The sequence below is a fragment of the Nonomuraea rubra genome (genome assembly GCF_014207985.1).
In the GTDB taxonomy this organism is placed as follows: Bacteria; Actinomycetota; Actinomycetes; order Streptosporangiales; family Streptosporangiaceae; genus Nonomuraea; species Nonomuraea rubra.
The window spans coordinates 11382002-11402132 of the sequence record NZ_JACHMI010000001.1 but is presented as its reverse complement, the minus strand read 5'-3'; the positions used below and the strand labels follow the sequence as shown (position 1 = coordinate 11402132).

Here is a 20131-nt window from a genome sequence, read left to right as displayed (position 1 = left end):
TCAGGAGCCTCTGGACGGGTTGGCGGTGAAGACCGGGCTGAAGTTGAGCTCGTCGGGCACTTCGAGCATCTTGCGCAGCAGCTTGCCGCTGAAGTCGAGCACCTGGATCTCGTCGTTGGGGCCGTTGTTCTGTTCCCAGCAGTAGAGGTGGCTCTCGTCGTAGAAGCCGAGCACCTTGTCGCAGTCGGAGGTGAACTTCTTCACGCGCTCACCCGTCGAGGTGTCCCAGACGCAGTGGTCGCCGTCGCCGCCGTTGGGGCAGTTGGTGACGAACGTCTCGCCCGACGGCGAGAAGATGTCCTGCGTGCCGGCGGAGAGCGTGCCGATGCTCGGCAGCGAGCGGGTGGCCTTGCCCTCGGTGTCGAAGAAGCGCAGGTTGCGGTTGGTCTCGCTGCCGTAGACGTTGACCACGCCCTCCTCCTCGCCGTCGAATCCGAAGGCGGTGTCGCGGATGGAGGTGTCGCTCACGTTGACCACGTCGGCGGTCTTCGCGGCCACGTCCACGACGACGAAGCCGAGGTAGAGCCACTTGCTGCCGCTCTTCTTCTCGATGTTCAGCAGGATCTTGGAGCCGTCCCTCGACCAGGACCTGATGCTGCTGATCAGCGGATCCTTGACGGTCTTGATCGTCGTACGCTCGCCGGAGCCGCGGTCGGTGATCTCGATGAAGTCGAAGTCGTCGGAGCTGTAGCTCCTGCCCCTGGTGGCCAGGAGCTTCCCGTCGGGGGAGACCATCGACTCCCAGTTCTCCTGGAACTTCGTGAACGTGCCGCGCAGCGAGCCCCTGGCGTAGTCGATCCAGTCGTCGTCCTCCTTGTCGAAGACCTCGTAGGAGGTCAGGACGATGGCGTCGGCCGGGTTCTCGTAGAGGTAGATCTTGCCGCCGGGGAGTGTCCTCCTGGTACCGGTCGCCGGCACGGCCGGTGCCGTCGGCGACGGCTCGGCGCTCTTCGAGGCGCGGGACCGCCCGGGGGTCGGGGTCTCGGTTCCGACAGCCACCGTCGTCGTGGCCTTGTCGATCTGGATGATCACGATGACGCCAGCGAGCAGGAGCAGCGCGACCGCCACCGTGACGCCGGCGATCAGCGGCCCCTTGCCGCTCTTGCGCGGCGGCGCCTGCGTGTAGAGGCTCTGCTGACCGTAGGGCGGCGGGGCCGTGGGTTGCTGCTGCCAGTGCGGCTGTTGGGGCTGGGGGAACTGGGCGCCGGTCGCGTACGGGACGTTCCCGGACATGGGCCCCGAAGGGGCGCCGGCCGGTGACGCGAACGGTGAGCCGGACGGAGGGCCCGAGGGAGGCCCGTACGGCGGCCCGGAGGGCGGGCCGTACGGCGGGCCGGACGGGGGGCCAGATGGGGGGCCGGATGGTGGGCCCGCGTGAGGAGCGTAGGGCGGCTGGGCGGGGGCGGCCTCGGCGGCGCCCTGCGCCAGCATGCCGGGGTTCGGCGCCGGCTGCTGCAGCAGCCGCATGATGACCTGCTCGGCCGTGGGCCGCTGCGCCGGGTCCTTGGCCAGGCAGGCCACCACCACGTCACGCAGCGGGCCCTCGCCGAGCGCGTTCAGGTCGGGCTGCTGGTTGAGCACGCGGTTGATCACCGCGGGCATGGTGTCGCTGCCGAACGGCGCCCGCCCGGAGGCGGCGAACACCATGGCGCTGGCCCAGGAGAACATGTCGGCCGCCGGCCCCACGGTGTGACCCATGATCTGCTCGGGCGGCATGTACGACGGCGTGCCCACGACCATGCTGCTGATCGTGGAGGTGGCGTTGAGCGCCCGCGCGATGCCGAAGTCGATCACGCGCGGCCCGTCGGCGCCTATGATCACGTTCGCCGGCTTGAAGTCGCGGTGCACGATGCCGGCCTGGTGGATGGCGGCCAGGGCCGTGGCGGTGCCGATGGCCAGCCGGTGCAGGACGGAGCCCGTGCGCGGCCCCTCCTCCTGCACGACCCGCTGTAACGAGGGGCCCTCGATGAACTCGCTGACGATGAACGGCCTGTCCTGCTCGACCCCGGTGCCCAGGACGGCGGCGGTGCAGAAGGGCGCGACCTGCTGGGCCACCTGGACCTCGCGCAGGAATCGCTCCACGCTCACCTGGTCGCCCGACAGGTCGGGCCGCAGCCACTTGACGGCCACGTGGTGGTCCGCGTGGTCCTTGGCCAGGTAAACGACGCCTTGACCGCCCTCGCCTAGCCGGCCGAGGAGCTCGAAGCCCCCCAGCCGCTGTGGGTCTCCGGGTCGGAGCGGAGCGAAGGATGCCATGAGGGGATTCTGGCCCTATGCCGCGCATCCGCAAAAACTACCCGCCGGTAGCAACGCGGAATATGCTTCGGAGATGCAGGTCACGTCCAGCGGTAGGACCCAGTGCGTCATTGCTCCCTTCACCGGAGAAACCCTTGCTGAGCTGCCCATTTCCGGCGTAGATGACGTCCGGGCGGCGTACGCGAAGGCCAGGGCGGCCCAGGCCGACTGGGCGGGCAGATCTCCCGCGGAACGGGCCAGACCCTTCCTTCTCCTGCACGACGCCATCCTCGACCGCAGGGACGAGATCCTCGACCTCGTCCAGAACGAGACGGGCAAGGCCCGCAAGCACGCCTTCGAGGAGGTGCTCGACGTCGCGGGCTGCAGCCTCTACTACGCCCGCCGGGCGCCGCGCCTGCTCGCGCCGCGCGCCCGCAAGGGCATCTTCCCCGCCGCCACCCGCGTGACGGAGCTGCGCCGGCCCAAGGGCGTGGTCGCGCTGATCAGCCCGTGGAACTACCCGCTCGCGCTGGGCGTCACCGACGCGGTGCCCGCGCTGCTGGCCGGCAACGCGATCGTGCACAAGCCCGACACCCAGACCGCACTGTCCACGTTGTGGACCATCGACCTGCTGGCCGAGCTGGGCATGCCGCGCGAGATCTGGCAGGTCGTGCTCGGCGAGCCGGCCGATGTCGGCGACGCGCTGCTCGACCACGCCGACTACGTCGTCTTCACCGGCTCCACCCGCGGCGGCAGGAAGATCGCCGAGGAGGCGGCCAGGCGCCTCATCGGCTGCTCGCTGGAGCTCGGCGGCAAGAACCCGATGATCGTGCTCGACGACGCCGACCTCGACGTGGCCGTGCAGGGCGCCGTCCGGGCCTGCTTCACCAACGCCGGCCAGCTCTGCCTGTCGATCGAGCGCCTGTACGTGCACGAGTCCGTCTTCGACGCCTTCGCCGAGCGCTTCGCCCGCGCGGCCGAGGGGCTCACGCTCGGCGCCGGGCACGACTGGTCGGTGCAGATGGGCTCGCTCACCTCCCGCCGCCAGCTCGACACGGTCACCGCGCACGTGGACGACGCCGTCGCCAAGGGCGCCACGCTGCTGACCGGTGGCAGGGCCCGGCCCGACCTCGGCCCGCTGTTCTACGAGCCGACCGTGCTCACCGGGGTCCGGGAGGGCATGGAGCTGTGCCGCGACGAGACGTTCGGGCCCGTGGTGGCGCTCTACCCCTTCGCCACGGACGACGAGGCGGTCGAGCTGGCCAACGACACCGCCTACGGCCTCAACGCCTCCATCTGGACCTCCAGCCCGCCCCGCGCCCGCCGCCTGGCCGCCAGGGTGCGCGCGGGGACGGTCAACATCAACGAGGGGTACGCCTCGGCGTACGCGTCCTACGACGTGCCCATGGGCGGCATGAAGGCGTCGGGGCTGGGCCGCCGGCACGGGGTCGAGGGGCTGCTGCGCTACACCGAGGCCCAGGCGGTGGCGTCGCAGGCGGGGTGGCTGGGGTTCGAGCCGCCGGGCGGGGTGCCGTACGAGAGGTGGGCGGGGGTGCTGGTGACGGCGCTGAAGGTGATGCGGCGGGCCCGGCTCAAGTAGGCGCTCAGAGCGGGTGGCTGACCCAGACGTTCGGCTCCACGTAGACGGCGTGGTCGTGGGTGACGTCGCAGTGCACCGGGCTGAGCGCGCCCGGCACCTCCACCGGCCCTGACCGGTCGAACGGCAGGCCGGTCCAGCCGCGCCACTCCGCCAGCGTGCCCGCCACCACCATCGAGCGCGGCGCCACCTTGACGATCCTGCCGCCCGCCCGTACGTGCACCCTGAGCCAGGCGTCGTGGGGCAGGCCGTCGGCGCGGGTCCTGAACGCGTACTCGTCCATGGGGGTGTGCGGTTCGAGGTGCTTGAGGTTGGGGCGCACCGGGGCGACCAGCTCGCGGTGGCCGAGCCGGGCGGCCTGGGAGCGCATCGCCGCCAGCATCACCGAGGACAGGCCCTTGCCCAGCAGGTCGCGGCGGACGGTGATCTCCAGCGCTGAGACGGCGTCGGTCGGCCTGCCGCCCTCGCGGGCCAGCCAGCCGGACCGGATCACCCCGTCCCAGCCGTCGTCGGGCAGCTCGCCGCCGTCCGACACGAACGGGGTCAGGTAGCCCCGCGCGACCAGCCGCCCGGGCTCGGCGTCGTCGTCGGCCACGAGCACGTGGTCCGGGTACGCCGTCTTGACCACCGGGTAGTACAGATCCGCGATCGGGTCCTCCAGCATGAACCGGTGCCACGTGTGCTCCATGTCCCAGAGCGTCGGGGCGAACTCGGGGCGCTCGGCGAGCGTGGTGATGCGGACGGCCATGCCGACCATCCTGCCCGCGGTCCCGGCCGCCCCGCGCCTCATTTATGGGTACTTAAGATCCCAAGAAGGGTGCGCTAGCGTCGGCCCATGACAGAACTTGACGCCAGGCTACGCGCCATCACGGACCTGATGGTGGCCGAGGCACGCGAGGGCGGCGGCAGGCACGAGTACGACGGCCGGATCCAGGACCTGTCGCCCGACGGCGTACGGGCCGGTCTGGCACGGCTCGGCCAGGGCCCCGCCCCCGCGGACGCGCACGACGCCAGGCACCTACAGGTGTTCGAGGACAGTCTGCGCAACCAGCTCGGCGAGCTGGAGCTGCACAGGAAGAACCCGCTGTTCCACCTCTCCAACCTCGACCTGGCCTGCTACGACCGCGACTACGGCCCCGAACAGGAGCGCGCCGCGGCCAAGGCGGCCCACCTCGCGCTCTGGCCCGAAGCCGTGGACGCGGCCGTGGCCGCGCTCGACCAGGTCGCGGCCCCCGTCGCCAAGTCCCTGCTCGGAGCCGCGCAGGGACTGGCCGCCGGCATCACGGACGAGGCCGCGCTCAAGGCGCACGCCAGGCTCGTGGCCCACCTGGAGCGGGCCGTGGCCGAGGGCGACCCGGACGCCTCGCTCGGCGGCGACGCGCTGGCGAGGCTGATGGGCACCGCCGAGGGCCTGCCGGTCGATCTCGGGAAGCTGGCCGAGCGGGCCGACGCCGAGCGCGACCGCCTGATGGTGCTGCTCGCCGACTCCTGCGCCAAGCTGGGGGAGAAGGACCGGGCGCCGCTCGACGTCGTACGCGAGCTGGTCAAGGACCACCCCGACCCGGAAGGCGTGATCGAGGCCGCGCGGATCGGCACCGAGAAGGCCATCGCGTTCACCCGCGAGAAGGACCTCGTGCCCTACCACGACGGCGAGTGCCTGGTGGGCCTGGCGCCCGAGTCGCGCCGCTGGGCGATGGCCATGATGGCGTGGAACTCGCCGGGCGAGCCCGAGGGCCCGTCCTGGTACCACATCACGCCGCCCGACACCTCCTGGCCCGAGCAGGACCAGGAGGAGTGGCTGGAGGTCTTCAGCGCCACGACGCTGCCCGCGATCAACGTGCACGAGGTCGCGCCGGGGCACTTCTCGCACGCCAGGGCGCTGCGTCGGGCGCCGTCCGAGGTGCGCAGGGTGCTGCAGTCGGTGGCGTTCATCGAGGGCTGGGCGCACTACGCCGAGGAGTTGTGCGTCGAGGAGGGCTTCGAGCAGGGCGACCCGCGCTTCGAGATCGGCGTGTGGGTGGAGGCGCTGATCCGCGTCACCCGGCTGGCCTGCGCGATCGGCGTGCACACCGGCCAGATGACCGTCGAGGAGGGCGCCAGGCGGTTCGAGTCCGACACGCACCTGGCGGGCCCCGCGGCGCTGTCGGAGGCCCGGCGGGCCTCGTTCGACCCGACGTACGGCCGCTACACCTGGGGCAAGCTGCTCATCATGGACCTGCGCGAGCGGGCCCGCGCGGAGTGGGGCGCCGGCTTCACCGTCCAGCGCTTCCACAAGGAGCTGCTCGACCTGGGCGCGCCGCCGCTGGGCCTGATCGGCGCGGTTCTCTGACGTACGGGCGAGATCGGGTAGCGTCTCCCGGGGTGATCGGGGGAACGTCTGTAGCGTCGAATCGCTAGGGAGGTTTGTCCGTGCGCGAGCTCTCCGGCAAGGTCGCGGTGGTGACGGGTGCGGCAAGCGGCATCGGGCGGGCGCTGGCCCTCCGGTTCGCGGCCGAGGGGATGACGCTGATGCTCGCCGACGTCGACTACGGCGGGCTCGCGCAGACGGCCGCGATGGCCGGGGACGTCCAGGTGCTCACGCAGATCACCGACGTGTCCGACGCCTGGTCCGTGCGGCACCTGGCCAACCGCTGCTTCGGGGAGCTCGGGGCGGTCCACGTGCTCTGCAACAACGCGGGCGTCTTCCAGGGCGGCCACATGTGGACCCGCGACGAGGAGGACTTCTCCTGGCTGCTCGGCGTGAACCTGTGGGGCGTGCTGCACGGCGTCCACGAGTTCGTGCCGCGCATGATCGAGCAGGACTCCGAGGGCCACATCGTCAACACCGTCTCCGTCGCGGGCCTGTTCGCCTCGCCGGGGTCGGGCGGCTACTCGGTGACCAAGTACGCCGCCCTGGCCGCCTCCCTGACACTGGCCCAGGACCTGGCCGCCACCGGGTCCAAGCTGCGCGTGAGCGCGCTGTGCCCGGGGGCGGTCAGGACCCGCATCGGCGACTCCGACCGCACCCGCCCGCCCGGCCTGACCGTCAACCCGACCGCGGACGAGGTGGAGTCGCGCGAGTCGGTCGCCAGGGCGGCCGAGCGGGGCATGGAGCCGGCCGAGGTGGCCGACCTGGTGGTGGCGGGCATCCACGAGGAGCGGTTCCTGCTGCTGACCGACCCCAGGTACGCCGACCGGCTGCGCGAGCAGACCGAGACCCTGCTCACCGGGAGCCTGCCCGTCTACCAGTGACGGTCGTGCGCCAGCACCCGCACGACCGTGCCGCTGCGCGGCCTGACCAGCACCCGTACGGAGTCGCCCGGCAGCACGTCCTGGTAGAGCCCCTGCTCGATCTCGAACGCGGTGGCCTTGGGCGAGCTGCCGTCGTGCAGGGCGAGGTAGTGGCGGCCGGCGTCGGCCCACCGCTTGACGACGTACCCGGTGACCTCCTGGCGCTGCGGGAGCGGCCTGGCGGGCTCGATCTCGCCGCTGTGCCACCCGCTGCCCGTGAAGATCCACTCCTGCTCGGTCCCGGCCGGGCCCGCCGCGGCGGCCTCGCGGCCGCGCGCCGTCGGCACGAACCCGCGGCCGCCCATGAGCAGCCCGATCCCCGCCACGAACGACACCGCCGTGGCGATGATCCCCGGCCAGGACACCCCGGCCGCCGCGACCGTCACGTACCAGGGGACGACGAGCGCGGCCGCGAGCAGCACCGGCACGAGCAGGCTCGGCCAGCGCCGCCGCGCCAGCCCCAGCTCGATGGCGTGCCGGCGGACGAGGGGGACGAACGCGCGGTCGAGCTCGGCCGCCGTCGGCATGAGGTCGATCACCGCGGCCTCGGAGGCGCCGGCCATGCGGGTCCGCACCCGTTCCAGGACCCACCGCTCGTAGGCCGGCAGCGGCTCCTCCAGCGGGGGCCTGAGCGACAGGTGATCGCCGTCGATCGCCACCCGGCCGCGCCCGGCCAGCTCGAACAGCGCCGTGTGGAACACCTCCTGGGCCCGCATGCCGCGTAAGAGGTCGCCCACGGGGGCGGGTACGGGCACGTCGGCGCCCTGCCCGGGGTCGTGCCGGCTGGACACCTTGAAGGCGGTGACGAGCACGGCGGCCCACAGGGCCCACGCCGCCACCGGCCAGACAAGATCCATCGTTCTGTGTTAGCACGTCGGCCGGTGCCAGGCCAGGTGTAAGAGCCAAGGCGGATACACTGAGGTCACCGCATTCGCCTTTGGGGGGTTCTTCCGGTGTCTGAATTCGACACAGTGCTGGTGGTCGACTTCGGCGCACAGTACGCGCAGCTCATCGCCAGGCGGGTGCGCGAGTGCCACGTCTACTCCGAGATCGTGCCCTCGACCATGCCGGTCGAGGAGATGATGGCGAAGAACCCGAAGGCGATCATCCTGTCCGGCGGCCCCTCCTCGGTGTACGCCGAGGGCGCCCCGCCGGTGCCGTACGGGCTGTTCTCCACGGGCGTGCCCACGTTCGGCATCTGCTACGGCTTCCAGGCCATGGCCCAGGCGCTGGGCGGCGAGGTGGCCCGCACAGGCGTCGCCGAGTACGGCGGCACCGCGCTGGAGGTGCTCGACGAGGGCGTCATCTTCGCCGGCCTGCCCGCCAGCCAGACCGTGTGGATGTCCCACGGCGACAGCGTGGCGGCGGCGCCCGAGGGCTTCGCGGTGACCGCCTCGACCCGCGAGACGCCGGTCGCCGCGTTCGAGAACGTCGAGCGCGGGCTCTACGGCGTGCAGTTCCACCCCGAGGTGCTGCACTCCGAGCACGGCCAGACCGTGCTCAAGCACTTCCTGGAGGCGGCCGGCTGCCGCCCGTCGTGGACCATGCTCAACATCGTCGAGGACTCCGTCGAGGCCGTGCGCCGCCAGGTCGGCGACGGCCGGGCCATCTGCGCGCTGTCGGGCGGCGTCGACTCCGCGGTGGCGGCCGCGATCGTCCAGCGTGCCATCGGCGACCGCCTGACCTGCGTGTTCGTCGACCACGGGCTGCTGCGCAAGGGCGAGGCCGAGCAGGTCGAGCGCGACTTCGTGGCCGTCACGGGCGTCAAGCTGCGCGTGGTCGACGCCGCCGACCGGTTCCTGAAGGCCCTGGAGGGCGTCACGGACCCGGAGGAGAAGCGCAAGATCATCGGCCGCGAGTTCATCCGCGTCTTCGAGGACGAGCAGCGCGCCATCATGGCCGACGGCCCGGTCGACTTCCTGGTCCAGGGCACGCTCTACCCCGACGTGGTCGAGTCGGGCGGCGGCACCGGCACCGCCAACATCAAGTCCCACCACAACGTCGGCGGCCTGCCGGAAGACCTCCAGTTCAAGCTGGTGGAGCCGCTGCGGGCGCTGTTCAAGGACGAGGTGCGCCGGGCCGGCGAGGAGCTCGGCCTGCCGGCCGCCATGGTCTGGCGCCAGCCGTTCCCCGGGCCCGGCCTGGGCATCCGCATCGTCGGCGAGGTGACCCGCGACCGGCTCTCCATCCTGCGCGAGGCCGACGCCATCGCCCGCGAGGAGCTGTCCAGGGCCGGCCTCGACCGGCAGATCTGGCAGTGCCCGGTGGTGCTGCTGGCCGACGTCCGGTCGGTGGGGGTGCAGGGCGACGGGCGCACGTACGGGCATCCGGTGGTGCTGCGGCCGGTGACGTCCGAGGACGCGATGACGGCCGACTGGTCGCGGGTGCCGTACGACGTGCTGTCGCGGATCTCGACGCGGATCACCAACGAGGTGCGCGAGATCAACCGGGTGGTGCTCGACGTGACCAGCAAGCCTCCGGGCACCATCGAGTGGGAGTGACCCCGCTCTCACACTGACCGGGTCAGCAGGTGGGCCTCGCGCATCCGGCCGTCCGGGGTGAACCGGCCGAAGAAGTGCACGTCGATCGCGAGGTCCTTGCCGCGCTGCCGTACGTGCAGGGTGTAGCGGGCGGCGAGGCGGTCCCCGTCCGTGTACGCCTCGTGCACCTCCATGCGGCTCTCGGGGCGGTTCTTGCGTACCGGGCGGGTGTGGGCGATGAGCTTGTCCCGGTCGATCGGGTTCCCGTCGGCGAGCTGCATGATGTCCGGCGTGTGGTACCGGTCGATGATCACGGCCGCGTCCTCGTCGGTGTTGACCAGGTCGTCGCTCAGCGACGTGAAGAAGTCGGCGATGAACGTCTTCGGGTCCGTCTTCATGATGCTCCCAGTGCTGCCATAACTCTTACGCGCTGTAAGATATACACAGCCCATTAACTTGGACAAGGTGTAAGAGATGAGTCAGTCCCCGGCCAGGAACCGCCGTGCCGACGCCCGTCGCAGCAGGTCCGCCATCCTGGCGGCGGCCGTCGAGCTGCTCGACATCGACCCCGACGCCAGCGTCGACGCCATCGCCACCGCCGCCGGGGTGAGCAGGCAGACCGTCTACGCCCACTTCCCCTCCCGTGACCGGCTGCTGGCGGCCGTCCTCGACCACCTCACCGAGGAGACGGTCGCCGCGATGGAGGCCGCCGGCCCCGGCAGCGGCCCGGCCGCCGAGGCGCTGCTGCGGCTGCTCGACGCCGCCGACCGTACGGCCGGCCGGCACCCCGCGCTCCTGCCCAGGCTCGCCGCGCTGCCCGTGACCTCGCAGGACGACCAGGCCCGCCACGCGCCGGTCGCCGAGCTGCTGGAACGCGTGATCAGGCGCGGCCAGGCGGCCGGCGAGTTCGACGCCGAGATGCCGGCGGAGTGGCTGGTCGCGGTCACGATCAGGCTCGCGCACGCGGCGAGCGAGCAGGCCACCGCCGGCCTGATGTCCAAGGAGGAGTCGAGGCGGGCGCTGCACGCCACCCTGCTGCGCGCTCTCGGCATCGCCGGGCCCTGAGGTGTATCAGAGCCGGATCCGCCGTCTCCTCACACACGGGGGCCGGTCGACCCGGAGGGGAACGCACAAGGTGGGCGCGACACGAGACATGCACCGAATCCCGCGCGGCAACATCACCTTCGCCATCCTGGCGGGCGAGCGCGCGCTGTCGGTGGACGGCGACCTGCGGGCCGCCCGCTACTGGTTCGACGCCGCCTACCAGGACGCCGAGCTGAGCGGCGACCCCGAGCAGCTGGCCCGCGCCGCGCTCGGGCTGAGCGGCGTGTGGGTGCACGAGCACCGGACCTGCACGGACTGGGAGCGGGTACGCACCCGCCAGCGCCACGCCCTGCTGCGGCTGGACCCCCGCTCGACGCTCGCCCTGCGGCTCCGGGCCAGGCAGGCGGCCGAGGAGGACTACCGCGCGGGCACGCACGACACGATCCTCCGGCTGCTGTCACAGGCGCGCGGCGCCGGTGACCCGGTGGCGCTGGCGGAGACGCTGAGCCTGGCGCACCACTGCCTGCTAGGGCCCGGGCACGGGCAGCGGCGGCTCCGGCTGGCCCAGGAGCTCATCGGGCAGGCCGCGCGCACCGGGCGCCGCGGCGACGCGCTGATGGGGCTACTGCTGCGTACCGTGGACCTGTTCCTGGACGCCTCGCCCACGGCCGAGCGCAGCCTCGAAGAGCTGCAGGGCATGCTGGCCGCCAAGGAGCACCGGGCGATCGGGTTCGTGGTCAGCGCGATCAAGGTGATGCTGACCATCCGCGCCGGCCGGTTCGAGGAGGCGGAGACGCTGGCGGCGGTCTGCGCGGAGCTGGGCGACGCGACCGGCGACGTGGACGCCACCGGCTGGTACGGCTGGCAGCTCGTCGCCATCCGCTGGCTCCAGGGCCGCGGCGCCGAGCTCGTCCCTGCGCTGTCGGAGATGGTGCACTCGCCCACCCTCAGCGCCCTGGACAACTCCTACCTGGCCGGCCTGGCCGCGGCAGCCGCCGAGGCGGGCGACCGCCGTACGGCCGAGGGGCTGCTGGCCCGGCTGCGCGGGCCCGGCCTGCCGCGGTCCAGCACGTGGATGACGTCGATGTACTTCATGATCGAGGCCGCGCACCTGCTGCGGGACACCGACACCGCCGCCTGCGCGTACGCCGCGCTCGCCCCGTTCGCCGACCTGCCGGTCATCGCCGGCCACGGCGTGACCTGTCTCGGCTCCGCGCACCACCCCCTGGGCGTGGCCGCGCTCACCCTCGGCGAGGCGGACCGGGCGGCCGAGCACCTGCGAGCCGCCGTGCGGCAGAACCTGGCGCTGGGCCACTGGCCGGCCACCGTGCTGTCCAGGCACCGGCTGGCCCAGGCGCTCGCGCTCAGGGGTGACCCGGGCGACGAGGGGCCCGGCGCGGCGAGGGAGGCAGCGGAGCTCGGCATGGTGCTGCCCAGGGCGGCCACCCGGCCCGGCGAGGCCGGCGGCGGCATCCGCTGCCGGCGGCGCGGCCTGCACTGGCTGCTGGAGCTGGACGGGCGTAGCGCCCTGGTCGGGCACAGCGTGGGCATGGGCTACCTGGCGACGTTGATGGCCAACCCCGGCCAGGAGATCCCGGCCATCGACCTGGCCGCCGGCGCGGAGGCCGGCAGGAGCGCGGCGAACTCGGCGCAGCCGGTGCTCGACGAGGTGGCCAGGCGCACGTACAAGGAGCGGCTGGCCCGGCTGGACGGGGAGATCGGCGAGCTGGAATCGGCCGGCGACCTCGAACGGGCCGCCGCGCTGCGCGAGGAGCGGGAGTGGCTGCTGGCCGAGTTGGCCGCGGCCACCGGCATCGGCGGGCGGGCCCGGCCGTTCACGGGCAGCGAGGAGCGGGCCAGGGTCGCCGTCGGCAAGGCCATCTGGCGGGCCGCGGACCGGGTCGCCGCGGTCGATCCGTCGATCGGCGAGGAACTGCGCGCCACCGTGCGTACGGGGACGCGCTGCTGTTACCGGCCCCGATGAGCCGATCGTCACGTATGCGCGCATACCTCTGAGGTTTGTGGGAAGGGAGGCTTCTCCTGGGCCAACGCGGACCGCGGTTGGCGAGGGTGCCCGTGACCCGCGGTTCGGAAGGAGTGGCGAAGCCCGCATGGGCCATGCGAGCGAGTACGGCAGGCAGCCGTTGGTGTTGCTCGTCGAGGACGATCCGCAGGACGCGTTCATCGTCGAGGAGTTGCTGGAGGACAGCGGCCTGGCCGTACGCCTGGAGTGGGCGCGTTCCGTGGACGAGGCCAGGCGGGCCCTGGTCCGGTTGCGGCCGCAGTGCGTGCTGCTGGACCTCGGGCTGCCCGACGCGTACGAGTTCTCGGCCCTGTCCGCCGTGATCGAGGAGGCGGGCGACGCGGCCGTCGTGGTGCTCACCGGCCTGGCCGAGGAGCAGGCGGGCCTGGCGGCGTTGACGGCGGGCGCGCAGGACTACCTGGTCAAGGGCCGGGTCGAGGCCGAGTGGCTGGGCCGGACGCTGCGTTACGCGATGCAGCGCAAGCAGGCCGAGCAGGCCGCCGTGGCGCTGCACGCCGAGCGCGTGCGCGCCAAGGAGAACGAGCGCCTGGAGCGCGGCCTGCTGCCCACGCCGCTGCTGCAGAGCATGCCGATCGGGGTGGCCTCGCGGTACCGCCCCAGCAGGGGCTCGGCCACGCTCGGCGGCGACTTCTTCGACGTCGTCGAGTCCGACGACAAGGCCGTGCACGCCGTCATCGGCGACGTCTGCGGGCACGGCCCCGACGAGGCCGCGCTCGGCGTCTGCCTGCGCATCGCCTGGCGGGCGCTGGTGCTCAGCGGCGTGACGGGCGCGGCCCTGCTGCGCAGGCTCGAACGCATCCTGGAGGCCGAACGGCCCGGCACGGACATCTTCGTCACCATGTCCACGCTCGTCCTGGAGCCCGACCAGCGCACGGTGCGGATCTGGCGGGCCGGCCACCCCGGCATGCTGCTGCACGACGGCGACGCGGTGAGCCTGGCCGACCCGGCGCACAGCCTCGCGCTCGGCCTGCCGGTGGAGGCCGACTGGCACCAGGACGTGCTGGAGCTGCCCAGGGGCGGCGGGCTCACGCTCTACACCGACGGCCTGTTCGAGCGCCGCCTGCCCGGCGCGCCGCCGCGCTGGCTGGGCGAGGAGGGGCTGCTGGAGCTGGCCAGGCGGCACGCGCACCTCGACGGCGAAGGCTTCCTCGACGCGCTGATCGCCGACGTCGAGGAGGTCACCGCGCCCGACGCGCCCGCCGACGACCTCGCCGTGGTGCACCTGCGGTGGAGAGAGCAGGCATGACCGAAACGTCTCGCCTGCGGTGGAGAGAGCGCGTATGACCGAAGCGTCCCGCCTGCGCCGCCTGACCGTGCACGGCTGGTTCCTGGTGATGATCGCGGCCTTCGCCGTCCTGATCGTGTGCTGCGCGGTGATGGGCGCCGTCATGATCGAGCGGACGAGCAGCCTGTCCGACGAGCTGACCGCCCGCATCTCGCCGGCCGCGATCGAGGCGTCCCAGATGCAGAAGGCCCTGATCGACCAGGAGACCGGGGTCAGGGGCTTCCTGCTGACCGGCCGGCAGGAGTTCCTGCAGCCGTACGCCGAGGGGGTGGCCGCCGAGCGGCACAGCCGCGCGCAGGTGGCCGCGTACGTCGGCGACCGGCCGGGGCTGCTCGCCGAGCTGAACGCCATCAGCGACAGGGCCGCCGCCTGGCGCAGGGAGTACGCCGAGCCCATGACCGCCGAGCGGCGCGAGGGTGGCGGCGTCCCCGGCGTGACGGTGGAGGCGGGCAAGCAGGCGTTCGACGAGATCAGGACGATGCTCCAGCGGCAGAACGACCTCCTCGCCGAGCTCAGGGAGAGCTCACGGGCCGAGCTGTCCAGGGCCGAGCGGCTGCGCAACTGGTCGTTCCTGGCCATGCTCGTGCTGTTCCCGCTGGCCGTGGCGGGCATGGCAATCCTGCTGCGCCGCGCGGTCGTCCGGCCGCTCGACCAGCTCCGCACGGCCTCCCGCGAGATCGCCGCCGGCGACTTCGAGCACGTCATCCCGGCCAGGGGCCCCGCCGACATCCGCGAGGTCGCCGAGGACGTGGACCTGATGCGCGTACGGATCATGCAGGCGCTGGGTGACTCCCACCGGCAGCAGGTGCTGCTGCGCGAGCAGGCCGCCGACCTCGACGCGCAGGCCGTGGAGCTGCGGCGGTCGAACGCCGAGCTGGAGCAGTTCGCGTACGTGGCCTCGCACGACCTCCAGGAGCCGCTGCGCAAGGTCGCCACCTTCTGCCAGCTCCTGGAGAAGCGCTACGGGGAGGTGCTGGACGAGCGCGGCAAGCAGTACATCCGCTTCGCCGTGGACGGGGCCACCCGGATGCAGGTCCTCATCAACGACCTGCTGAGGTTCTCCCGGGTGGGCAGGGTGTACGACGAGCGCGAGCCCGTCGAGCTGGAGGAGACGCTGGACAAGGTGATCGACGACCTGTCGGCCCCGGCGGAGGAGTCCGGCGCCCGGTTCGAGCGCCCCGGCAAGCTGCCCGCCGTCATCGGTGACCCCACGATGTTGCGCCTGCTCTGGCAGAACCTCATCAGCAACGCGATCAAGTTCCGCGACCCGGCCCGCGCGCCGCTGATCCGCATCGGGTGCGAGCCCGGGGCGGACGGCTGGGAGTTCTCCGTGGCGGACAACGGCATCGGCGTCGAGCCCGAGTTCGCGGACAAGATCTTCGTCATCTTCCAGCGCCTGCACAGCCGCGAGCAGTACAGCGGCACCGGCATCGGCCTGGCGATGTGCAAGAAGATCGTCGAGAACCACGGCGGCCGGATCTGGCTGGACACCGGCTACACCGGCGGCGCCCGCCTGTGCTTCACCCTGCCCGCCGGCGACCACGAAGGAAAGAGCTCATGACGACCGGACAGCCCATCGAAGTCCTCCTCGTCGAGGACGACCCCGGCGACGAGCTCATCACGCGCGAGGCGTTCGAGGACAACAAGATCCGCAACAACCTGCACGTCGTCAGGGACGGCCTGGAGGCGCTCGACTTCGTCTACCGGCGCGGCGAGCACGCCGCCGCGCCGCGCCCCGACCTGATCCTGCTCGACCTCAACCTGCCCAAGTACGACGGCCGTCAGGTGCTCGAACGCATCAAGGGCGACCCCGAGCTGCGCTCCATCCCCGTCGTGGTGCTCACCACCTCCTCGGCCGAGGAGGACATCCTGCGCAGCTACGAGCTGTTCGCGAACGCCTACGTGAGCAAACCCGTCGATCTCGACCGCTTCATGGCCGTGATCCGCCAGATCGACGAGTTCTTCGTCACGGTGGTGCGGCTGCCCGGCCGCGCGCCGGCGTTCGGCGGGGACGACAACGCCTAGGCCCGCCTGTCGAGGCGCCGCCGCAGCGCCTGCCCTGCCTCCGCCGACAGCCGCACCAGGCTCCCCAGGAACAGCGGCACCAGCAACGCCCCGATGAAGATCGGCGAGGCCATGTAACGGAAGTCCTGCGCCGAGATGTTGGCCAGCACGGCGAGCTGCTGCCCGGCCACCACGGCCGCCACCCCCAGCACGTACCGGTTGCGCAGCGCCCACGCCCCCAGCCCCACCGCCAGGTACGACAGGTACGCCCACGACGCCCCCCGCCACAACACCCAGTCCCACTCGGGCATCAGCGCCCCGGTCAGCCAAGGATCGGCCACCTGGTTGAGCTCCAGGGACAGCGGCCGCAGCGAGTACACCCACCGCCCGGGGAAGTCCGCCACCTTGTCCGGCCCCACGTACGTGTCGGCGTTCGGCCGCCGCGAGAACCGGTACGTCATCCCCCCGGTCACCTGCTCGTCCTGCACCGGTCGCCACGCGATCGCGCCCCTGCACAGCCGCGCGTCCACGACCAGCCGCGGCTCGGTGACCAGCAGCCGCCGCCACAGCTCCAGCAGCTCGCCGGCGTGCAGGTCGGCCTGCGGCCAGCTGAAGTCCTTGCGCCAGATCAGCGGGTTGATCGTGTAGCAGGTGCCGCCCTCCCACCACCGCTCGATCGGCGCCACCGCGGACATGAGGCTGATGTCCCGCGGGGTGAACAGGTCCGGCCGCTGCCGGTAGGCGACCGCGATGTCCCCGTACGCGGTGTGGTAGACGTACGTCTTCGACGGGGCCACGATGCCGAACTGCGGGAACACCACGTTCGAGAGCACGAGCGGCAGCGCGGCGGCGAGCGTGCCGGTGAGCAGCAGCCGCAGCCGCACGGCCGGGACGAGCACCACCAGCGCCAGCACGGCCACGCCCGCGATGAGGAAGCCGTTGGCGCGGAAGAGCCCGAGCGCCACGAACAGCAGCGCCAGCCCGGCCAGCGCGGGCACGCCGACGGCGCGCCTGGCGGCGATCCGCGCGCACAGGCCCGCGATGGCCACGGCGCAGATCGTGAACGGCACGTCCTTCCACAACGTCACCGTGAACGCGCCCACCGGCGGCGCCAGCGGCATCAGCACGACCACCACGGTCGTCAGCAGCCGCGGCGCGCCCATCGCCTTCAGCGACTGCGCCAGGTAGGTCAGCGCCCCGGCCATGGCCGTGGTCTGCGCGAACGTGACGGCGCCCAGGTCACCGGTCTTGGTGAAGCTCAGCCACAGCAGCGCGTCGTAGACCACCGAGTGATCGCTCACCCAGGGCCCCACCATCGTGTGGCTGAGGTAGAGCACCGAGTCGCGGCTGAACAGACCCGGGTAGAACGCCGCCCACCAGCAGCCGAGCACGGCCTGGACGATCAGGAAGGTCGCCAGCGCCACCCAGGGCCTGCGCCTGGTGTCTCTCCCCATGGTTCCATTCCCGAACTGAGGGGGGAACTGCTCAGAAGTAGCTCTCCCCTGGCGTCGGACCCTTGCCGCGCAGCAGTGTGGGCACCGTGACGAGGTGGTAGCCGCGCTTCTTGAGCTCCCTGAGGATCTCCGGCATGACCCGCACCGTCTGCGGCACCACGTCGTGCATCAGGATCACGCCGTCGCGCCTGGCCATCTTCAGCACGGTCGCCTTGATCTTCTTGGTGTCCCGCAGGCTCCAGTCGAGCGTGGTGTGCGTCCACAGGATCTGCGCCAGCTCCGTCTGGCCCGCCAGCCCCAGCACCCGCTCGTCCGTGTGCCCGTACGGCGGGCGGAACATCGTCGGACGCCTGCCCGTTACCTCCTCGATCACCTCCTGGGTGACCTTGAGCTCGTCCAGGATCTCGTTGTCGGAATGTGCCGGCAGCGAGGCGTGCGAGTAGGTGTGGTTGCCGATCGCGTGCCCGCGCGCGACGATCTGCCTGGCCACCTCCGGCCGCTCCTCCACCCGCTTGCCCACGAGGAAGAACGTGGCCTTGGCCCCCGCCTTGGACAGCTCCTTCAGCAGGGCCGGGGTGTCCTTGCCCGGCCCGTCGTCGAAGGTCAGCGCCAGGCACTTGACCCGGGCGCAGTCGACGGCGGCGGTCTGAGCGGCCTGGGCAGGCAGCGAGGTAAGGGCTAAGGAAGCCGCGAGTAGGGCATGAATCACCACACAGCAAAGCCTAGAGGCAACCTCGCCCGCCCTGGCGTGCCCTATGGTCTCGGTCTGGGCACCCTTACCTGTTGAGCCGGGCCCGCAGGAAGAGCGTCACCCCTCGGAGCGACTTGACCGGCAGGTAACGCTCGGCGCAGACGACCGCCGACAGCCCCGCGTTCAGCAGGATGGGGGTCCTGCGCAGGTCGCTGCCGGCGCTGGAGCGCCGCCGGTGGCGGGCCACGAGGGGGCGCAGGAGCACGTTCCAGCTCCAGATGCGGTCGACGGTCAGCCCGGCCTTCTCGACGACGACCGTGAGCGAGTCGCGGCCGTAGCGGCGTACGTGGCCGACGGCGTCGTCGTGCGCCGACCACAGCGACATGTCGCACGGCACCGCGATCAACGCGTGCCCGCCGGGCGCCAGCACCCGGGCGATCTCCTCGGTGACCAGGTGGTCCTCGCGGATGTGCTCCAGGACGTCGAACGCGGTCACCAGGCTCACGCTGGACGTCTCGAACGGCAGCGCCCGCGCGTCCGCCCTGACCGCCTTGAGCCCCCGCTTCCTGGCCGTCTCGACCGCGGCCTCGCACTGGTCGGTCGCGGTCGCGTCCCAGCCCGCCTCGACCAGCACCTGGGTGTTCCCGCCACCCGCGGCGCCGATGTCCAGCGCCCGGCCCGGACGCCCCAGCCCGCGCAGCTCCCTGCGCAGGATGGCGCGGCGCTCGCGGTACCACCAGTGGGTGTCCTCGAGCGCGATCAGGCGGCGGATCTCAGTGGTTTCCATCGATCAGTTCCTTGTCCGGGAGAAGACCAAGCGGAGCAGGGCGAGCAGGCAGTACGTGGCCGCGACGGCGCCCGACTCGGGCACGGCGCCCTGGGCCGGCACGCACAGGACGGCCGCGGTGGTGAGGGCGTAGAGAACCGCGCATCGGGCCGCGGCGCGGACGGCCGACCGGTGGCGGGCCGTGAGGCTGACGATTCCGGCCAGGAGGAGCGCGCCGAGATTCGCCGGCGCCGGCGACCACATTTCCCGTAACGGGATGTACGCCAGCGCATGCAGAATTCCAGGGATTATCGCGATAAATGCAGAAATGTCGAAAATTGGGCGGGTGAGGATCGCGTCCGGGTGGATCGGCGCCGGGGCGGCCCTGCGTACCTGGACCCGGGCGCGGCCCGTCGACATCGACCAGGCCACCCTGGCGAGGCCCTTCAGGTCGTCGATGGCCGTCCTGACCACCTTGACGCGGGAGTCGGCGTCCTCGATCCAGTCCACCGGCACCTCGTGCACGCGCAGCCCGTTGTGCTCGGCCAGCAGCAGCAGCTCGGTGTCGAAGAACCACGCGTCGTCCTCGACCTTGCGCAGCAGCGGCCTGACGACGTCCGTCCTGGCCGCCTTGAACCCGCACTGCGCGTCGCTGAACCGGACCCCGAAACCGTGCCTGAGCAGGGCGTTGTAACCCCGTGACACCACCTCGCGGCGCAGCGAGCGGCGGGTGCGCGCGCCGGGCGCCAGCCGGGTGCCGACGGCGAGCTCGGAGTGGCCGGCGGCCACCGCCGCCACCAGCGGGAACAGGGCGTCGAGGTCGGTGGACAGATCGACGTCCATGTACGCCACGACGTCGGCCGGGCTGTCCTGCCAGGCCGCGCGCAGCGCCGCGCCCCGGCCCCTGATGTCCAGCCGCCGGGCGTGCACCCGCTCCAGCTCGCCGGCCAGCGCCGTGGCGACCCGCCAGGTGCCGTCGGTGCTGCCGTTGTCCACGATCGTGATCCGCCACGGCAGCGGGAACCCGGCGTCGAGGAAACGGACCAGCGTGCGGACGCAGCCGGGGAGCGCGCGCTCCTCGTTGAGCACGGGGATGACGAGGTCTACGCTCGCCGGCCTGGCCGCGGCGTCGAGGACGCGGGGGCTCGGCTCCATGGCGGCACGCGTGTCCATCGACTCCCCTGATCTGCTCGTGGCCGTGGGTCCACGGAAATGGTGCTGGGGGAGTCCAGCGGGGCGCGTGCGGCTTTTTCCGTGCCAT

Annotated in this window: 17 protein-coding genes; 9 read left to right on the top strand and 8 right to left on the bottom strand. The window is 72.1% G+C overall.

The genetic code is table 11. From position 1 onward, the window contains the following. Positions 1-2256: a WD40 repeat domain-containing serine/threonine protein kinase gene (locus HD593_RS51940; protein ID WP_185110253.1), complete on the bottom strand. Its 2256-nt coding sequence runs from the start codon at positions 2254-2256 to the stop codon at positions 1-3. A gap of 73 nt (positions 2257-2329) precedes the next feature. Here HD593_RS51940 and HD593_RS51935 point away from each other — a divergent pair, with 73 nt between their 5' ends. Then, positions 2330-3835: a succinic semialdehyde dehydrogenase gene (locus tag HD593_RS51935; RefSeq protein ID WP_185110252.1), complete on the top strand. Its 1506-nt coding sequence runs from the start codon at positions 2330-2332 to the stop codon at positions 3833-3835. Between the two features lie 4 nt (positions 3836-3839). Here the strand turns inward: HD593_RS51935 and HD593_RS51930 are convergent, their stop codons facing one another. Next, positions 3840-4580 (bottom strand): N-acetyltransferase, encoded by a 741-nt coding sequence (locus HD593_RS51930; protein WP_185112650.1) that lies wholly within the window; start codon positions 4578-4580, stop codon positions 3840-3842. An 87-nt stretch (positions 4581-4667) separates the two neighbouring features. Between HD593_RS51930 and HD593_RS51925 the strand changes: the two genes are divergently transcribed. After that, positions 4668-6161 (top strand): DUF885 family protein, encoded by a 1494-nt coding sequence (locus tag HD593_RS51925; protein WP_185110251.1) that lies wholly within the window; start codon positions 4668-4670, stop codon positions 6159-6161. A gap of 80 nt (positions 6162-6241) precedes the next feature. After that, positions 6242-7063: an SDR family NAD(P)-dependent oxidoreductase gene (locus HD593_RS51920; protein ID WP_185110250.1), complete on the top strand. Its 822-nt coding sequence runs from the start codon at positions 6242-6244 to the stop codon at positions 7061-7063. On the opposite strand, the gene HD593_RS51915 is transcribed toward HD593_RS51920, so the two are convergent. Further along, positions 7054-7959, bottom strand: a complete 906-nt coding sequence (locus HD593_RS51915; protein ID WP_185110249.1) for a DUF2207 domain-containing protein — start codon at positions 7957-7959, stop codon at positions 7054-7056. The two genes, HD593_RS51920 and HD593_RS51915, sit on opposite strands and share 10 nt — an antisense overlap. Before the next feature lie 72 nt (positions 7960-8031). On the opposite strand from HD593_RS51915, the gene guaA reads away from it, so the two are divergent. Then, entirely contained in the window at positions 8032-9603 is a 1572-nt protein-coding gene (guaA, locus tag HD593_RS51910; RefSeq protein ID WP_379478756.1) for a glutamine-hydrolyzing GMP synthase, read from the top strand. 8 nt (positions 9604-9611) lie between these two features. On the opposite strand, the gene HD593_RS51905 is transcribed toward guaA, so the two are convergent. Further along, complete coding sequence (locus tag HD593_RS51905; RefSeq protein ID WP_185110247.1) at positions 9612-9980, bottom strand: nuclear transport factor 2 family protein; 369 nt, start codon at positions 9978-9980, stop codon at positions 9612-9614. Positions 9981-10056: 76 nt separating this feature from the next. Here HD593_RS51905 and HD593_RS51900 point away from each other — a divergent pair, with 76 nt between their 5' ends. The 5 genes from HD593_RS51900 to HD593_RS51880 all read left to right on the top strand — a co-directional run bounded on the left by HD593_RS51900 (position 10057) and on the right by HD593_RS51880 (position 15980). Continuing rightward, positions 10057-10647, top strand: a complete 591-nt coding sequence (locus HD593_RS51900; RefSeq protein WP_185110246.1) for a TetR/AcrR family transcriptional regulator — start codon at positions 10057-10059, stop codon at positions 10645-10647. A gap of 88 nt (positions 10648-10735) precedes the next feature. Further along, entirely contained in the window at positions 10736-12610 is a 1875-nt protein-coding gene (locus HD593_RS51895) for a hypothetical protein (RefSeq protein ID WP_185110245.1), read from the top strand. Between the two features lie 127 nt (positions 12611-12737). Next, positions 12738-13916, top strand: a complete 1179-nt coding sequence (locus tag HD593_RS51890; protein ID WP_185110244.1) for a PP2C family protein-serine/threonine phosphatase — start codon at positions 12738-12740, stop codon at positions 13914-13916. Between the two features lie 34 nt (positions 13917-13950). Further along, complete coding sequence (locus HD593_RS51885; RefSeq protein ID WP_185110243.1) at positions 13951-15516, top strand: sensor histidine kinase; 1566 nt, start codon at positions 13951-13953, stop codon at positions 15514-15516. Continuing rightward, positions 15513-15980, top strand: a complete 468-nt coding sequence (locus tag HD593_RS51880) for a response regulator (RefSeq protein ID WP_185110242.1) — start codon at positions 15513-15515, stop codon at positions 15978-15980. Before HD593_RS51885 ends, HD593_RS51880 begins: the two co-directional genes overlap by 4 nt. On the opposite strand, the gene HD593_RS51875 is transcribed toward HD593_RS51880, so the two are convergent. The 4 genes from HD593_RS51875 to HD593_RS51860 all read right to left on the bottom strand — a co-directional run bounded on the left by HD593_RS51875 (position 15977) and on the right by HD593_RS51860 (position 20043). Next, positions 15977-17413: a hypothetical protein gene (locus tag HD593_RS51875; RefSeq protein WP_185110241.1), complete on the bottom strand. Its 1437-nt coding sequence runs from the start codon at positions 17411-17413 to the stop codon at positions 15977-15979. The two genes, HD593_RS51880 and HD593_RS51875, sit on opposite strands and share 4 nt — an antisense overlap. A gap of 31 nt (positions 17414-17444) precedes the next feature. Further along, complete coding sequence (locus tag HD593_RS51870) at positions 17445-18125, bottom strand: polysaccharide deacetylase family protein (RefSeq protein ID WP_185110240.1); 681 nt, start codon at positions 18123-18125, stop codon at positions 17445-17447. Between the two features lie 64 nt (positions 18126-18189). Continuing rightward, positions 18190-18891, bottom strand: coding sequence for a class I SAM-dependent methyltransferase (locus HD593_RS51865; RefSeq protein ID WP_185110239.1), 702 nt, complete (start codon positions 18889-18891; stop codon positions 18190-18192). Positions 18892-18894: 3 nt separating this feature from the next. Then, a complete protein-coding gene (locus HD593_RS51860; RefSeq protein ID WP_185110238.1) occupies positions 18895-20043 on the bottom strand; it encodes a glycosyltransferase in 1149 nt (382 codons plus the stop codon). Positions 20044-20131 lie beyond the last annotated feature (88 nt).

What these genes read in the sequence shown, in the direction of transcription:
- HD593_RS51940 (WP_185110253.1), bottom strand. Translation starts at nt 2,256, where the DNA reads ATGGCATCCTTCGCTCCGCTCCGACCCGGAGACCCACAGCGGCTGGGG.
- HD593_RS51935 (WP_185110252.1), top strand. Translation starts at nt 2,330, where the DNA reads ATGCAGGTCACGTCCAGCGGTAGGACCCAGTGCGTCATTGCTCCCTTC.
- HD593_RS51930 (WP_185112650.1), bottom strand. Translation starts at nt 4,580, where the DNA reads ATGGCCGTCCGCATCACCACGCTCGCCGAGCGCCCCGAGTTCGCCCCG.
- HD593_RS51925 (WP_185110251.1), top strand. Translation starts at nt 4,668, where the DNA reads ATGACAGAACTTGACGCCAGGCTACGCGCCATCACGGACCTGATGGTG.
- HD593_RS51915 (WP_185110249.1), bottom strand. Translation starts at nt 7,959, where the DNA reads ATGGATCTTGTCTGGCCGGTGGCGGCGTGGGCCCTGTGGGCCGCCGTG.
- HD593_RS51905 (WP_185110247.1), bottom strand. Translation starts at nt 9,980, where the DNA reads ATGAAGACGGACCCGAAGACGTTCATCGCCGACTTCTTCACGTCGCTG.
- HD593_RS51900 (WP_185110246.1), top strand. Translation starts at nt 10,057, where the DNA reads ATGAGTCAGTCCCCGGCCAGGAACCGCCGTGCCGACGCCCGTCGCAGC.
- HD593_RS51895 (WP_185110245.1), top strand. Translation starts at nt 10,736, where the DNA reads ATGCACCGAATCCCGCGCGGCAACATCACCTTCGCCATCCTGGCGGGC.
- HD593_RS51890 (WP_185110244.1), top strand. Translation starts at nt 12,738, where the DNA reads ATGGGCCATGCGAGCGAGTACGGCAGGCAGCCGTTGGTGTTGCTCGTC.
- HD593_RS51885 (WP_185110243.1), top strand. Translation starts at nt 13,951, where the DNA reads ATGACCGAAGCGTCCCGCCTGCGCCGCCTGACCGTGCACGGCTGGTTC.
- HD593_RS51880 (WP_185110242.1), top strand. Translation starts at nt 15,513, where the DNA reads ATGACGACCGGACAGCCCATCGAAGTCCTCCTCGTCGAGGACGACCCC.
- HD593_RS51875 (WP_185110241.1), bottom strand. Translation starts at nt 17,413, where the DNA reads ATGGGGAGAGACACCAGGCGCAGGCCCTGGGTGGCGCTGGCGACCTTC.
- HD593_RS51865 (WP_185110239.1), bottom strand. Translation starts at nt 18,891, where the DNA reads ATGGAAACCACTGAGATCCGCCGCCTGATCGCGCTCGAGGACACCCAC.
- HD593_RS51860 (WP_185110238.1), bottom strand. Translation starts at nt 20,043, where the DNA reads ATGGACACGCGTGCCGCCATGGAGCCGAGCCCCCGCGTCCTCGACGCC.